Raw genomic sequence first — 14,081 nt, 5'->3', positions numbered from 1 at the left:
CCAGAAACTAGTGAAAAAATCTAACGTTTTTATCGAACAATTAAATGATAATCAGTTCTTTTGGTGAATGCGTTAAAATTTCAACTCCATTTTCCGTTACTAACATATCATCTTCAATTCTGACTCCGCCTAAACCTGGGTAATAAAGACCCGGTTCATTAGTAATAACATTTCCTGGAACAAAAGCTTTGTCGGCGATTTTAGATACATTCGGTCCTTCATGAATTTCTAAACCAATTCCATGACCTGTAGAATGACCAAAAGCTTCTGCACAATCTTTTTCTTCAAAATAACCTCTAGCAACAGCATCAAGTTCAATCCCAGTCATTCCTGGTTTGGCTGCTTCAATCACTTTTAACTGAGCATCTAAGACTAATTGATGGATCTCTTTTAACTTCTCACCAGGATCTCCCAACGCAATTGTTCTTGTCATATCAGAAACATAACCTTGGTAGTAACAGCCATAATCAAGCGTAATCAAATCACCTTGCTCAATCACTTTGTCACTAGCAACACCATGTGGCATAGCAGAGCGAACACCACTGGCAACAATTGTTTCAAATGAAACGCCTGTCGCGCCTAATGAACGCATATAAAAGTCTAACTCATTAGCGACTTGAATTTCTGTCAGACCTGGTTTGATAAAACCTAGGATATGCTCAAAAGCGGCATCTGCAATTTGACACGCTTTTCGAATAATAGCTAATTCTTCTTCATCTTTCACTTCTCGCAACGTCTCAACCATCCCAGAAACTGGAACAAGATCAACGTCAATAATTTCTTCAAATAAGCTATATAAAGCAAATGACACATGATCCTCTTCAAATCCAATCGCTGTTAATTGTTCATCTTCAACAATTTTTGAGACTTCATCATAGATTGGACCAAAATTTTGAACAATTTGATACCCTTGACATTGTGATGTCGCTTGTTCTGTATAACGAAAATCAGTGACAAAATAGGCATTATCCATCGTAATCACAGCTAATCCCGTTGTTCCAGTAAACCCTGTTAAATAACGTAAATTATACTGACTTGTCACAAGCATTGCAGGCAATTCAACTTTTTTCATCTGTTCTCTTAATTTCTCAATACGATTAATCATGTAACGCCCTTCTTTCTTTTAGTTATTCTCTTTAATCATTATAGCAAAAGCCCGGTCTTAATAAAACAAAAGAGTATGCTCAACCGCTAATTTATATAATTACTGAGCATTTCACACAAAAAAAGAGTCGAGACACTCCTCAACTCTTTAACCAGTTAGTTAGTGATTTGTCCGTATGTTTTGAATTTTTTGACAACCACATCAAGTTCCGCTTCAGAAAGTAAGACTGGTTCCCCTAGTGTAGCAGACCTAACATAGAGTTTCGCTAAAAATTCTATGTCTTTAGCAATTGAAAAAGCCTCTGATAAATCTGTTCCAACAGTTAAGACTCCATGATTACCTAACAAAATTCCTTTATTAGCTCCCATTACTTGATACGCTTCTTCCGCTAAGGCTTGTGTCCCAAATGTTTTATAGGCACAACATCTCACACTACGTCCAACCGATCCTATAATATAGTGCAGAGGCGGAATTTCTTTTTGTAGGCAAGCAACACTTGTGGCATAATCCGAGTGAGTATGAACAACCGCTCTAATTTCGGGATTTTTTTTATAAAAAATTTTATGCATCTCGTATTCACTAGATGGTTTGCGTGTGCCTTCCAAAATATTTCCTTCTAAATCGAGAACCACTACATCTGTAAGCTCTATATCCTGATAAGGAATCCCACTAGGACTAATCAACATCACTTGCTCTTCAGGTATAAAAAGACTAATGTTTCCTCCCGTTCCAGTTGTTAGCTGTTCTGTCACTAATGCTTTCCCATACTCAATAATCTCTTGACGTTCTTTTTGATAATTCATCCTTTATTAGCACTCCTCTTAGCTGATTTTCTGACTTAATAAAATTGCTGGGTATTACTCAAGAAATAACTTGCTACATCATACGCCGAATAAGTCCCCTTATCCGTAACTATCCCACTTATTAAGTGAGGTGGGGTTATATCAAAAGATGGGTAAATCGCTTCGACGCCTTCTAATGCTATTTGGATCCCCCTAAACTCTAACACTTGCTGAGGATCCCGTTCTTCTATCACAATTTCACTACCCTTGGCCTTATCTTGGTCTGGAATACCTGTGACAAAATAAGGAATACCATAATGCATTGCTAACAATGCCATTTGCTTGGTCCCAATTTTATTAGCTATATACCCATCACACGCAATCGTATCAGCAGCTGAGGTATAAATGTCAATGTGATGATGTTCCATTGCATAACCAACCATGTTATCAGTTAACAAGGTCGTTTTAAATCCCATCTCTTGGCAACAACTTGCAGTTAAACGAGCCCCTTGTAAATAAGGTCTTGTCTCAGCACAGTATAACTCCAACTCTTTCCCTTGTTCCTGAGCACCTCGTAAAAGCATCCCAACAATTGTTTCACCAAAACATTGCGTTAAGACACGACTCCCATTTGGAATATGTTTTAATAAGTTATCCCCAACCGTTGCCATAGTTGCATAGCGTCTCTCAAGAGAAGCCAACGTTTCTTGGAACATCGCCTCTATCGTATCTTCCCCTTTGGCAATAGCTGCCTTAGCTACTTGCAAACAATTTTCAGTAATCGCTCCCATGCGATTTGCGGTTGTTGGTCTAGCATGGGCAATCTCATAAGCTGCTTTCGTTAAAAACACCACTTGTTCATCTTGCGGTAACCCTTGACACTCATACCCTGCCAGAGCCATCCCCATCCCTGCTGCTGTATAAGGTCCTGCACTTTGTGTCACCATATCTGTAATTGCTTGGGCGACTTCTTGATAGCTTTGACATGTGACAAAAGTGATTTCTGTCGGATATATTCTTCGATCCAATATTCTAACTTGACCTTTTTCATACCAAGCCACGTTTTCATACTGCAACAAAAACGGTAAATCATAGTCTTGCCTTTTCGCCATACTCTCCACTCCTATTAATTATTATTTGCTGATACATAGTAACCTATCAACTCTTGGCCTGTTTTGATATTTTTTCTTTCTAAAATAAGTTGACTAGCCATCGTCAATAAGGTTTTCTCTAAATTTATTTTTAAAGACGTCACTGGCAAATCAGCTAACTCTGGCACCTTTGAATCTCCTACTACCCGTCTAATTATTTCCGTCCCCATATAACCAATCGCATCTGCCTTTACGTCATTTAGATACTGGTCTTTAAAATTTGGCAAACGATATAAAGACAATTGGACTAGCTCCTCATACCTCTTGTCAAATTTTTCAAAGGTTAAATCAAAAACGTCACCTAGGGTTTCTATCAACCACTCACTGAACCCGACTGTTTCTTTTTTGTTTATCATATCAGTTTGACACAACGGAAAAATAAGATGCGCTAAAACATTACCAATGTCATAACCAATCGGACCATAAAAAGCAAACTCCGGATCAATCACTTTTATTCCCTGATTATTAATAAAAATCGAGCCGGCATGCAAATCACCATGTAAGAGCGCTTGCGCATTATTCAAATAATTATTACGTAAGTTAGCAATTTCTAACTGTAACGTTGAATTTTCATATAAGTGTTTCGTGACAAATTCTTCCATTCCTGCTGTAATAACATTGCGTTTTCGATAATCCGTATACGGTTCAGTAAAAACCAAATCTTCACTAATATCACACAATTCTATGTTAATAAAACGCTGAACCTGTTGTTTTTTTTCTTTCCGCGACATTACCAAATCAGTTGTTGACAGTAAGGTTTCAACAAGAAAATGGCTAATCTGATCAGCTAAATCAGGATAAATCTGCTCCAAGTCTAATTCTTGACGTAAGTTTCGATAAGCAGAAATATCTTCCATCGCTAAGACAGCCATCGTAGGATCGTAATGGTACACTCTCGGGACCTGTTCCGGTACTAAGCTTGACTGAATCTTTAAGATATCAGCTTCAATCTGACTACGCTGAATAGCCAAAGGACGACCGGAAGACCTTAATAAGGTATCTGCTTGTTTGAGCACAAGAGAGCGCCCCTGCTTCAAATCAAGTATCTTAAAAACATAATTAATGTTGCCATCTCCGATTTCATGACTAATTAAATCAGCTTCTTCATCAAAAAAAGGCAGGTTAACTTTCACATAATCAACGACCGTCTGTGTATCTAATAAAAAATGCGCTTTATACTTTGACACTATTTCCACCTCTTTTATACATTATCTATACCAATTAAACACGCTACTTCTTCCTCATTGTATTATTAAATATTACGCCTGACAACTCCCTTCACAAAATAAAAAACCGTCCAAGAAGGAAGGTTTTCTAACCACTATAATGATCTTCCGATGATGTTTGAAACTTATGAGTCATCCACTGTATCAAGGCGAGTGTTATCACTAATAATAATATTGATAAAGAAACCAGCAGCGTATTAAGAGCGGTTGTATGATGCCCTATTTCTTGCCGTAAAATCGCAGTAATACAGATATAAATCAAGTAACGCAAAGGAATATGATGGTCTTCCTGGATATAACGTAAAATCATTGTAAAAAACTCAAAACATAAGAAAAATGATAAGACTTTATCAATCACTACATCAAATTCACCTTTAATCCAAAAGACTTCCTGACCTATCTCAATTATTTGTTTCATCATCACACCCATCAACATCAACCCTAAGATAATTAGGAGAGAATCAACAAAACGGTGTAACCATTTATTGCCATTAACTAACATAAAACACTCCTCTTTTTACTTTTATTAGTACCCAACATACACGTTAGTGACAGTCACCCTGACTCTTTTGTACCTAAAATACTTACCTAGTATAACAAAATTCCAGTTCTATTTCTTGAGTTACCTCATCCAATTTTTCCTGTTGTAATAGAAAGCCATGTTGCTTATAAAAAGCTATAGCATGCTCGTTTTTTTTGTAGACATGTAAACTGACCACCTCATACTTGGCTTGAATATGAGTCAATAAATCGTGTCCTATCCCTTTACCTTGATCTTTGGGATTCACAAAAATACCAGCTAAATAGCCATTTTCTAAACAACCAGCAAACCCTTTAATTTCCCTATTACTTTCCCAAACATAAACCGTAGAACTAGGTAACATTTCTTTAACCTCGTCGTAATGAGACTCCCAGTATCCCTCTGAAATAAAAGGATGACCGCTCTTATTTCCTGATAACCAAATAGTCATGACTTGATTTAATTCATCTTGCTTCATTTCTCTCACTTTACTCATTTCCCCAGCCTCTTTCTAAAATAATTTCTAATCGTTCAGTCAAAAATGTTTCTTCCAAAATCCCTGTCAACGCCATCACTGTCAAGCCTTCTAATTCCAACATAATTCCCAAAGCTTGCTGTTTATTCGACTCTGCTAAGCAATGCTCTATTTGTTTCAGAGAAATTTTAAATAAAGCTTTGCCTAACTCTTCATCTGGCGAATTACGTTCTTTCATCATAAACTCATAACCCGCTACTCTTAATGTATGTTCAATGGTTAGTAACTCTTGTTTTTGGGTCTCTAGAAAAACATCTAAATCGGCATAAATATTTTCTTCCTGAATGGCGATTTCATTTCTCATAACCGCTTCGAATAATTCTTTTACTGAAGTAAAATACCGATACAATCCCCCACGACTAATGCGAGCTTCATCAACAATATCTTGCATTGTGGTACTCACATAACCTTTTTTCACAAATACTCTCTTAGCAGCCTCAACAATTAATTTCTTCTTCAACTCTGATTTAGTCAACAAAGTGTCCCTCCTCCCCGAAAATGACACTACCGTCACTTTTTGTTTATAGTGTAACATATCGTTGTTATCATAACAAGAAGCTTCCTATACTAACTATTTTAAAATTATTTTTTTACAATCTTTGCATATTTTTAATTTTTAGGATAAGTTTTCTACTTAATTTAACTAGATTCAATTTATAAAAAAAACCATTGCTTTAAAAGCAATGGTTTAATGACTCTTATTGAGCTACTGGGTAAACAGACACTTGTTTTTTGTCGCGTCCTTTACGTTCGAAACGTACTACGCCATCAACTTTAGCGTATAATGTATCGTCTCCACCTTTACCAACGTTAACACCTGGGTAAATTCTAGTTCCGCGTTGACGGTATAAAATTGATCCACCTGTTACAGTTTGGCCATCAGCACGTTTAGCACCTAAACGTTTAGATTGTGAATCGCGTCCATTGGCAGTAGAACCTCCACCTTTTTTAGTCGCGAAGAATTGTAAATTCATTTTTAACATAGGTTCGCACCTCCTTATTTTTTCGTTACTGTTTCAAGATTTAAATAATCTGAATGTTCTTCTTGGATACCCTGTAAACCTAACACTAAGTTTTCCAGTAAAATCTGAGCAATATTTGATTGTTCTTGAGTTATATCTTCTTCTGTTTCAAAGTATAAGTAGCCCTCATCTGCTACATCAATTTCCACAATTGGAATGATGCCTGCTAATGCTTCAATACCATTGACGGTACTGAAAGTTAAAGCTGAAACTCCTGCACAGACAATATCACTACCATAGGGACCCGCGTTAGCATGACCTCTCATTTCAAACGAAACAATACGACCATCTTCTTCACGCCTAATTGTACCTTTAATCATCTAATTGCCTTCTTTCATCTGATAAGCTTACGCGTTGATTGTGTCAATGACAACTTTTGTATATGGTTGACGGTGACCTTGTTTACGGTGAGTATGTTTTTTAGGTTTGTATTTGAAAGTAACAACTTTCTTTTGTTTTCCATGTTTTTCAACAGTTCCTTCAACAGTTGCACCTTTGACAGTTGGAGTACCAACTTTTGTTGATTCGCCACCTACTAAGATAACTTCGTCAAATACAACTTTTTCGCCAGCTGCTACGTCTAATTTTTCAACGTAAATTGCTTGACCTACTTCTACTTTTACTTGCTTACCACCTGTTTTAACGATTGCATACATGCTGTTAAGCACCTCCTTATTTTTTAACTTAGACTCGCCGTCATAAGCGACATCATGTTCTTAATTACTTAATCCGTGCGGTTGTAGTTGTGGTGCCCACAATTACAACATTCATATTCTATCAAAAAAAAACAATATTGTCAATTCCTTAACAAAATAAAAAAAACCGAAGTCTTAAAACTTGCGATTTTTTATTTGTTATCTACTAACATAACCTAGCTTAACCATTTGATAACTTGTTAATAACATCATTTTCATCTGTTACAAAGAAACCATGTAAGCCGGCTTCACTTGTTAATTCAGATGTTAATAATTTTTCTAAGTTTTCTGCCATATAACGATTTGCATAAATTTTACCATCTTTTAACCACTGATCAATATAACCTAACACACCATAAATCAAAAAGTTCATTAATAATTCTTTTGGTACTTTAGAATTAGATACAATACCTGATGTCACCTGATAATTTTCAATATAATGATACAATTTATTGCTAAACATATTTTGATACTCAATCGCATCACTTTCTTTCAATAGAACTGTAAAGAAATCAGGACGATCATTTACATAATCGAAGACATGAATTAACGATAATACTGGATATACTTTATCTTCTTGTTTCATTTCAAAAATTGCACTTTCAAAAAACTCATCAATTAAGCCTTCCATCATTACCTGAATGAAAGTATCTTTGTCTTTATAATGTAAGTAGAACGTGCCACGTGTTACTTCAGCCGTTTGCGTTAAGTCTTTTACATTTATTTCGCTAAGTTTTCTAGTTGCAATTAAAGACAAAAAAGCATTTTTTAATTTTCGTCTTGTTTTAATTACTCGAGGGTCAATTTTCCCCATATTATTTTCCTCTTCCCTTTGTTATGTGTCAATTAAGCCCAAATTTTTATCACAAATCCCCTAACAAAATCAGTATATATTGATTTTTTTTGTTTGTCTAGTCAATAACAGTTACCAAAACTTTCTTAAATCGTATATAAAGAATATAATAGGAGCAAATCCTTATTATATCAACGTTTTTTATACTTTTTTACAAAAATATTGCTAAGTTTCTCTTTTTTTACATATATTTCTAAAAAAACATGTTGACTTTACAACTATTATTGCCTATAATAAGCTTGTTCGGTAAAAAAGTCATAGTAGCTCAGCCGGATAGAGCATCCGCCTTCTAAGCGGACGGTCGGGGGTTCGAATCCCTCCTGTGACATATCATCAGTAATAAAAAATCATCCTTGTGATGATTTTTTTATTTTACGTTCAAACAAAAAAGACCCTTGCTATCTTAACATAAGCAAGGGTCTTTTTTTATAATTTAACTGTTTCAGCTTCTTTAGTTATCAATAATACGCCATCCCCCAAAGGTACCAAACTTGATGTCAGATCCGGATGATTGGTTACTACGTCAAATAGCTCGTTTAACTTGCGGTGAATCGCACGTTGACTGCGATGGATTGACTCTATCGGTTCAAGGATAGTTCCTCCTTGTAAGACATCGTCAATCATCAATACGCCACCTTTTTTTAAGACGTTTAAACAGTACGGCAAAAATTCAATGTATTTTGCTTTAGCACTATCCATAAAAATAAAATCATATTGCTCTGTTAAGGTTGGCAAAATATCCGCTGCTTGTCCTTCTAACAAGGTGATTTTGTCTGTTAATCCTAACTTAACTAAGTTTTTCTTAGCTTTCTCAATCATCACATCAAAACGATCAATCGTTGTCACATGACCATCTTCCCCGACAAACTGACTCATCAAACTTGCTGAAAAACCAATCGCTGTTCCAATTTCTAAAATATTTTTAGGTTGTAATTGTCCTAATAAAAATTGCATAAACACGACTGTTTCATGTGGGATAATCGGAACACCATTTTCATTTGCTTCTTTTTCTAATTCACCTAGTTGTCCTGGTAATTTTTTTTGCTTGTCACGCATAAAATCAACCACTTCTTGTTTGACAACTGGCATACTCATCATTCTATTTTGCACACTCTCTACTCCTCTATACTATCACTCAACCATAACCCTTAATAACGCTCTGGATAACGGTTTTTTAATAACTCAACATTAGATTTAGCAACTTCTTCAAAGGGGATATTAGCCCATTGAGCAATTTGTGACAAATACCACATCACATCACCCATTTCTTTCACTAACTCTTTTCGACTGACCTCAGAATGTTCAAATGTATATTTTTGAATCAAGTTTAAAACCTCACCAGTCTCACTTGCTAAGCCTAAAGCACATTTGGTTAGAACTTGCTCATCTCCATTTAAAGAGCGGTTAGCTAGCTCTTGATAATCATTAAATTCCATCTACTCACCCTTAACTTGTTTTAGAATACTAAATTTAGTCTAGACCTAAAAATTCTTCAATCACAACCCAAGCTTCTTCTTTACCTTTTTTAGTTTCAGAAGAAAATAAAATAAAGGCATCATTGTTATCAAAATCCAATGCTTTTTTCACAATCGATTCATGCTTGTTCCATTTGCCTTTTGGAACTTTATCAGCTTTTGTAGCCACCACAATCGCTGGAATATCATAGTATTTTAAGAACTGATACATTTGAATATCTTCTTGACTCGGTTTATGTCTAATATCAACTAAACAAATCACAGCACGTAATTGCTCACGTTGTGTTAGATACGTTTCAATCATTTGCCCCCATTTAGCGCGTTCACTCTTAGAAACTTTGGCATAACCATACCCTGGAACGTCCACAAAATGAAATTTATCTTCGATAATATAAAAATTTAAGGTTTGGGTTTTACCTGGCTTGCTTGATGTACGAGCTAAGTTTTTACGATTAATCAAGGTATTAATAAAGGAAGATTTACCCACATTAGAACGACCGGCTAAAGCAATCTCTGGTATTTCAACATCCGGATATTGTTTAGGTGATACGGCACTAATAACAATATCTGCATTATGTACTTTCATTTTTTCACTCCTATTGGCGTGTGATTCTATCGATCACAATCACCTAACTTTTCATTAACTAAATCCTTACTTATTTTAGCATACTTAAAAATATCTAACTAGCAAAATAAAAGAATAACTTATTTACCCCACCTATCCCAAGTAGTTCCATACAAAAAATAACAGAGAGATAGTCTCTCTGTTACTCTTTAGTTATTTCTTTTTAGTTTTTTTACCTTTTTTGGTAGCTGTTTCTTTGCTAATTTCTTTATCTGATACTTTTTCTTTTGCTTTAGTATTATCTTTTGCAGAATTAGACTCTTCATCTGTTACTTTTTTATCCGAAGGATCATTCGATTCTTTTGATTTTGCTTTTTTATCAACTAAAACTAATTTAGGTTCTTTAGCATGATCAACAACTTCTTCTGTAATAATCACTTTTTGGATATCATCCCGTGTTGGAATATCGTACATAATATCTAACATGATATGCTCTATGATTGATCTTAAACCACGCGCTCCTGTATTACGTTCAATTGCTAATTTAGCAATACGTTCTAGGGCTGCTGGTTCAAATTCTAACTCTGTATCATCTAAAGCTAATAGTTTTTTATATTGTTTAACTAAAGCATTCTTAGGCTCAGTTAAGATACGTACTAAGTCTTCCACTCTCAATCTTTCTAAAGCTGTCATCACAGGTAAACGTCCGATAAATTCAGGAATTAAACCAAACTTCAAGAGATCTTCTGGAATAATCTCTTGCATTAAACTCTTAGATTCATCCCACTTAGCGTTTGATGTTCCAAAACCAATCACTTTTTCACCTAAACGTTCTTTAACAATCGTTTCAATCCCATCAAAAGCGCCACCTACAATAAATAAAATATTAGTTGTGTCGATTTGAATTAACTCTTGTTGCGGATGCTTACGACCACCTTGTGGTGGGACACTAGCCACTGTGCCTTCCAAAATTTTAAGTAAGGCTTGTTGCACTCCTTCACCTGAAACATCACGAGTGATTGAGACATTTTCACTTTTACGAGCAATTTTATCAATCTCGTCAATGTAGATAATTCCTTTTTGTGCACGTTCAACATTAAAATCAGCCGCTTGTAATAATTTAAGCAAGATGTTTTCCACATCTTCCCCAACATAGCCAGCTTCTGTTAAACTTGTCGCATCAGCAATCGCAAATGGGACATTTAACGTTTTAGCTAATGTTTGAGCTAAATAAGTCTTACCTGAACCAGTCGGTCCAATTAAACAAATATTACTCTTTTGTAGCTCAACACCATCATCTGTGACAGTTTCTGCTCCAACACGTTTATAGTGATTGTATACAGCTACTGATAACGTTTTTTTAGCTTGTTCTTGTCCTACAACATAAGCATTTAAGGCTTCCACAATTTCATTCGGTTTTAATACATCTAAAAATTCTTGAGCTATTTCTTCGTGAAACTCTTCTGCAATGATTTCTTTACATAGATCAATACACTCATCACATATATAGACACCTGGTCCGGCAACTATTTTTTTGACTTCTTCTTGAGCTTTCCCACAGAAGGAACAACGGACAGAACCATTTTCGTCTGTATTATCGTACATACAAAAATCCTCCTCTTACTATATCTATTCAGACCAAATAAATAGTATCACTATCTATCAATCTCATATTATCACTTCATCTATCTTACCATAAAAATAAAAATTTCTTTAATTTTATGGTTTAAAGCAAGAAAGAGCAAAGGAACTAACCTTCGCTCTTTCACATAACTATTATTTATTAAGCTTGTTTAACAGTTTCTGTAATTACGTCTAAAGCTTTTTTCAATACGATGTCATGGCTTAACATATCGTCATTTAAGACTTTACGAATTTCAGCCTCTTCCATAGCATAAGTTTCAGCTAAAGTTTTAACTTCGTTAGCAAGATCTTCTTCAGTTGCTTCAAATTTCTCTTCAGCAGCGATAGCTTCGATTACTAAGTTAGTTTTAACGCGAGTTTCTGCTTCACCTTCAAATTGAGTGTGTAAGTCAGCTTCAGTTGTACCTGTTAATTGGTAATACATTTCTGGTTGGATTCCTTGACGTTGCATGTTGTTTAAGAATTCTTCCATAGCACGGTGTACTTCAGCGTGAACCATTTCACCTGGTAGGTCAACGATTTCAGCATTGTCAACAGCTTGTTGGATAGCTAATTCTTGAACAGCTTCTTTTGCAGCGTTTAATTTGTTAACTTCTAAATCAGTACGGATTTTAGCTTTTAAGTCAGCTAATGTTTCTACTGAATCATCAACATCTTTAGCAAATTCGTCATCTAATTCTGGTAATTCTTTTGCTTTAACTTCGTGAACTGTTACAGCAAAGACTGCTTCAGCACCAGCTAAATCTTCTGAATGGTATTCTTCTGGGAAAGTTACTTTAACATCTACAGAATCGCCAGCTTTAGCGCCAACTAATTGTTCTTCAAAACCAGGAATGAATGAGCCTGAACCTAATTCTAATGAATAGTTATCAGCTGTACCACCATCAAAAGCTACGCCATCTTTCGTACCTTTGTAGTCGATTACAACAGTATCGCCATTAGCAGCAGCACTTTCTTTTAAAACTAATTCAGCTAAAGCTGCTTGTTTTGAAGCAATAGCTTCTTCAACTTCTTCATCTGTTACATCTGTATCTTGTTTGTCTACTGTAAGACCTTTGTAATCACCTAATTTAACTTCAGGTTTTAAGATAACTTTAGCATCGATAACCCAGTTTGAGTCAGCTTCCATACTTTGGATATCAATTGTTGGTTGAACAACTGGTTTAATTCCAGCTTCTTCAATTGCTGCTTGGTAAGCTGCTGGTAAAAGATCATTTAAAGTATCTTCATACAATGCTGCTTCGCCATACATTTTATTAAATAATTGACGTGAAATTTTACCTTTACGGAAACCTGGTGCGCTTAGGTTTTTCTTCACGCGGTTAAATGTTTTTGTTAAGCCTTGTGCTACTAATTCTTTATCGATTTCAAATGTTAATACACCATCATTGGTGCCTTTCTTTTCAAACTTGGCAGTCATATACTTATTCCCTCCAGAAAATATCTAATTTTAACAATTCTTTCAATTGCATACCCCACAATAGTACACTATTGTCACCTAAATGTAAACATTTTTACAACAAATTGTCTCAGGTACTAAAACAGTCTTACCCCATATTTTGTAACAGTTCATTTTGAATGAGTTGTTGCACTTTTCGCATTGAGGTCATCATCTCTTTTTGAGTGTCCGCTACTTTAATTTCTTGACCCAGATATGAGGCAACAAATAGCTTAACCCACAGCGATGCATCACTTATAAGCTCTTGCCCTTTTGGATAAATTAAAACCATCTGAACATGCAACGCCTGTTGTAGTTGTCCCGCCATTTCAGAATCTGTCGCGCCTAATTCCCTCATTAATTCAGTCATGCATTGTTGATAAATTGCTGTTGTCCCAATTGGTTCTAATTCGGCTAGTTTCAGTTTCTGTGTCCCACCAAAAATATCAGGCACGATGACCCTCTCTTTATAATCAATGGCAACTAAACTTTCTATCAACAATTGAGAGAGAAGCAAACTCACCTGTTTTTCATGAATTACTGTTGTAGCAACATCTGCATACTCTTTAAACGGAACTTTTTCTAATTCACTAATGACTTCTAGTGCTTTCATAAAAGAGCACTCGCCTAAATTAAGACCTGCTTTTACCCGATCTGCTAAACTAGCTTGTAAAAATTGTCTGGCATTCTCTTCACTGAATCCAACAAACCTAATTAGGTCATTTTTTTCTTGTGGTGTTATCGGAGACAAGTGAACAAGTTTATGACAATGAATAAATTTTTGATTGCTTAAGAGTGCTTGTAAATAAACTTTTAAGAAATCACTATCTGCCAAATATTCTGTTTGCATCTCAGTCGCGATTTTTTCTGCTTCCAGCGATTTATTTTGAGCTAACAAGCTTTTAACCAAACCATAGTTTGCTTCAAAATCAGGTTTCAAATTATAAGCTGCTTCTAGATTCTCTGTTGCTACCTTATATTGACCGTCATTAAAGGCTTGTTTGCCTAATGCTAAGTACCCTTCAAAATTATTTGAAAATTCTATACGTTCTCCCATTTCAGTGCCTCCT

General features: G+C 35.4%; 16 protein-coding genes, 1 tRNA gene, 1 pseudogene and 1 other annotated feature. Of the genes and pseudogenes, 1 reads left to right on the top strand and 17 read right to left on the bottom strand.

Features of this window, described 5'->3' with window-relative positions:
• Positions 1-40: 40 nt before the first annotated feature.
• From OL234_RS02705 to OL234_RS02655, 11 genes are all read right to left on the bottom strand, one after another.
• Entirely contained in the window at positions 41-1,105 is a 1,065-nt protein-coding gene (locus OL234_RS02705; protein ID WP_275469640.1) for a M24 family metallopeptidase, read from the bottom strand.
• A 155-nt stretch (positions 1,106-1,260) separates the two neighbouring features.
• A complete protein-coding gene (locus OL234_RS02700) occupies positions 1,261-1,908 on the bottom strand; it encodes an L-fuculose-phosphate aldolase (protein WP_275469639.1) in 648 nt (215 codons plus the stop codon).
• Positions 1,909-1,943: 35 nt separating this feature from the next.
• Positions 1,944-2,999, bottom strand: coding sequence for an S-methyl-5-thioribose-1-phosphate isomerase (locus tag OL234_RS02695; protein ID WP_275469638.1), 1,056 nt, complete (start codon positions 2,997-2,999; stop codon positions 1,944-1,946).
• 14 nt (positions 3,000-3,013) lie between these two features.
• Positions 3,014-4,225 (bottom strand): S-methyl-5-thioribose kinase, encoded by a 1,212-nt coding sequence (mtnK, locus tag OL234_RS02690; protein WP_275469637.1) that lies wholly within the window; start codon positions 4,223-4,225, stop codon positions 3,014-3,016.
• A 127-nt stretch (positions 4,226-4,352) separates the two neighbouring features.
• Positions 4,353-4,766, bottom strand: coding sequence for a phosphate-starvation-inducible PsiE family protein (locus OL234_RS02685; RefSeq protein WP_275469636.1), 414 nt, complete (start codon positions 4,764-4,766; stop codon positions 4,353-4,355).
• 82 nt (positions 4,767-4,848) lie between these two features.
• Complete coding sequence (locus OL234_RS02680; protein WP_275469635.1) at positions 4,849-5,280, bottom strand: N-acetyltransferase; 432 nt, start codon at positions 5,278-5,280, stop codon at positions 4,849-4,851.
• A complete protein-coding gene (locus OL234_RS02675; RefSeq protein ID WP_275469634.1) occupies positions 5,273-5,794 on the bottom strand; it encodes a TetR/AcrR family transcriptional regulator in 522 nt (173 codons plus the stop codon). Before OL234_RS02675 ends, OL234_RS02680 begins: the two co-directional genes overlap by 8 nt.
• 223 nt (positions 5,795-6,017) lie before the next feature.
• Complete coding sequence (gene rpmA, locus OL234_RS02670) at positions 6,018-6,302, bottom strand: 50S ribosomal protein L27 (RefSeq protein WP_275469633.1); 285 nt, start codon at positions 6,300-6,302, stop codon at positions 6,018-6,020.
• Between the two features lie 14 nt (positions 6,303-6,316).
• Positions 6,317-6,661: a ribosomal-processing cysteine protease Prp gene (locus OL234_RS02665; RefSeq protein WP_275469632.1), complete on the bottom strand. Its 345-nt coding sequence runs from the start codon at positions 6,659-6,661 to the stop codon at positions 6,317-6,319.
• Positions 6,662-6,688: 27 nt separating this feature from the next.
• Positions 6,689-6,997, bottom strand: a complete 309-nt coding sequence (gene rplU, locus OL234_RS02660; RefSeq protein ID WP_275469631.1) for a 50S ribosomal protein L21 — start codon at positions 6,995-6,997, stop codon at positions 6,689-6,691.
• Positions 6,998-7,017: 20 nt separating this feature from the next.
• Positions 7,018-7,090: a sequence feature (ribosomal protein L21 leader region), on the bottom strand.
• Positions 7,091-7,217: 127 nt separating this feature from the next.
• Positions 7,218-7,850: a TetR/AcrR family transcriptional regulator gene (locus OL234_RS02655; protein WP_275469630.1), complete on the bottom strand. Its 633-nt coding sequence runs from the start codon at positions 7,848-7,850 to the stop codon at positions 7,218-7,220.
• Between the two features lie 293 nt (positions 7,851-8,143).
• Here OL234_RS02655 and OL234_RS02650 point away from each other — a divergent pair.
• A tRNA-Arg gene (locus tag OL234_RS02650) sits at positions 8,144-8,217 on the top strand.
• 98 nt (positions 8,218-8,315) lie between these two features.
• On the opposite strand, the gene OL234_RS02645 is transcribed toward OL234_RS02650, so the two are convergent.
• From OL234_RS02645 to OL234_RS02620, 6 genes and pseudogenes are all read right to left on the bottom strand, one after another.
• Complete coding sequence (locus OL234_RS02645) at positions 8,316-8,999, bottom strand: O-methyltransferase (protein WP_275469629.1); 684 nt, start codon at positions 8,997-8,999, stop codon at positions 8,316-8,318.
• 38 nt (positions 9,000-9,037) lie between these two features.
• Complete coding sequence (locus OL234_RS02640; protein WP_275469628.1) at positions 9,038-9,325, bottom strand: nucleoside triphosphate pyrophosphohydrolase family protein; 288 nt, start codon at positions 9,323-9,325, stop codon at positions 9,038-9,040.
• A 34-nt stretch (positions 9,326-9,359) separates the two neighbouring features.
• On the bottom strand, positions 9,360-9,950 hold the full coding sequence (gene yihA / locus OL234_RS02635) for a ribosome biogenesis GTP-binding protein YihA/YsxC (RefSeq protein WP_275469627.1): 591 nt from the start codon (positions 9,948-9,950) through the stop codon (positions 9,360-9,362).
• Positions 9,951-10,292: 342 nt separating this feature from the next.
• Positions 10,293-11,534 (bottom strand): annotated as a pseudogene (gene clpX, locus OL234_RS02630) (ATP-dependent Clp protease ATP-binding subunit ClpX); the annotation flags it as partial.
• Between the two features lie 178 nt (positions 11,535-11,712).
• Positions 11,713-12,993, bottom strand: a complete 1,281-nt coding sequence (tig, locus tag OL234_RS02625) for a trigger factor (protein WP_275469626.1) — start codon at positions 12,991-12,993, stop codon at positions 11,713-11,715.
• A 127-nt stretch (positions 12,994-13,120) separates the two neighbouring features.
• Positions 13,121-14,068: a hypothetical protein gene (locus OL234_RS02620; RefSeq protein ID WP_275469625.1), complete on the bottom strand. Its 948-nt coding sequence runs from the start codon at positions 14,066-14,068 to the stop codon at positions 13,121-13,123.
• Positions 14,069-14,081: the final 13 nt, after the last annotated feature.

The sequence above is a fragment of the Vagococcus intermedius genome (assembly GCF_029144185.1).
Taxonomy (GTDB): domain Bacteria; phylum Bacillota; class Bacilli; order Lactobacillales; family Vagococcaceae; genus Vagococcus_D; species Vagococcus_D intermedius.
Note: the sequence above shows the minus strand (reverse complement) of the source record. Positions and strands in the feature narration are given on the sequence as shown.

Bases quoted from the DNA above. Each gene is read 5' to 3' on its own strand.
- OL234_RS02705 (WP_275469640.1), bottom strand. From the start codon at position 1,105: ATGATTAATCGTATTGAGAAATTAAGAGAACAGATGAAAAAAGTTGAA.
- OL234_RS02700 (WP_275469639.1), bottom strand. From the start codon at position 1,908: ATGAATTATCAAAAAGAACGTCAAGAGATTATTGAGTATGGGAAAGCA.
- OL234_RS02695 (WP_275469638.1), bottom strand. From the start codon at position 2,999: ATGGCGAAAAGGCAAGACTATGATTTACCGTTTTTGTTGCAGTATGAA.
- OL234_RS02685 (WP_275469636.1), bottom strand. From the start codon at position 4,766: ATGTTAGTTAATGGCAATAAATGGTTACACCGTTTTGTTGATTCTCTC.
- OL234_RS02680 (WP_275469635.1), bottom strand. From the start codon at position 5,280: ATGAGTAAAGTGAGAGAAATGAAGCAAGATGAATTAAATCAAGTCATG.
- rpmA (WP_275469633.1), bottom strand. From the start codon at position 6,302: ATGTTAAAAATGAATTTACAATTCTTCGCGACTAAAAAAGGTGGAGGT.
- OL234_RS02665 (WP_275469632.1), bottom strand. From the start codon at position 6,661: ATGATTAAAGGTACAATTAGGCGTGAAGAAGATGGTCGTATTGTTTCG.
- rplU (WP_275469631.1), bottom strand. From the start codon at position 6,997: ATGTATGCAATCGTTAAAACAGGTGGTAAGCAAGTAAAAGTAGAAGTA.
- OL234_RS02655 (WP_275469630.1), bottom strand. From the start codon at position 7,850: ATGGGGAAAATTGACCCTCGAGTAATTAAAACAAGACGAAAATTAAAA.
- OL234_RS02640 (WP_275469628.1), bottom strand. From the start codon at position 9,325: ATGGAATTTAATGATTATCAAGAGCTAGCTAACCGCTCTTTAAATGGA.
- yihA (WP_275469627.1), bottom strand. From the start codon at position 9,950: ATGAAAGTACATAATGCAGATATTGTTATTAGTGCCGTATCACCTAAA.
- tig (WP_275469626.1), bottom strand. From the start codon at position 12,993: ATGACTGCCAAGTTTGAAAAGAAAGGCACCAATGATGGTGTATTAACA.
- OL234_RS02620 (WP_275469625.1), bottom strand. From the start codon at position 14,068: ATGGGAGAACGTATAGAATTTTCAAATAATTTTGAAGGGTACTTAGCA.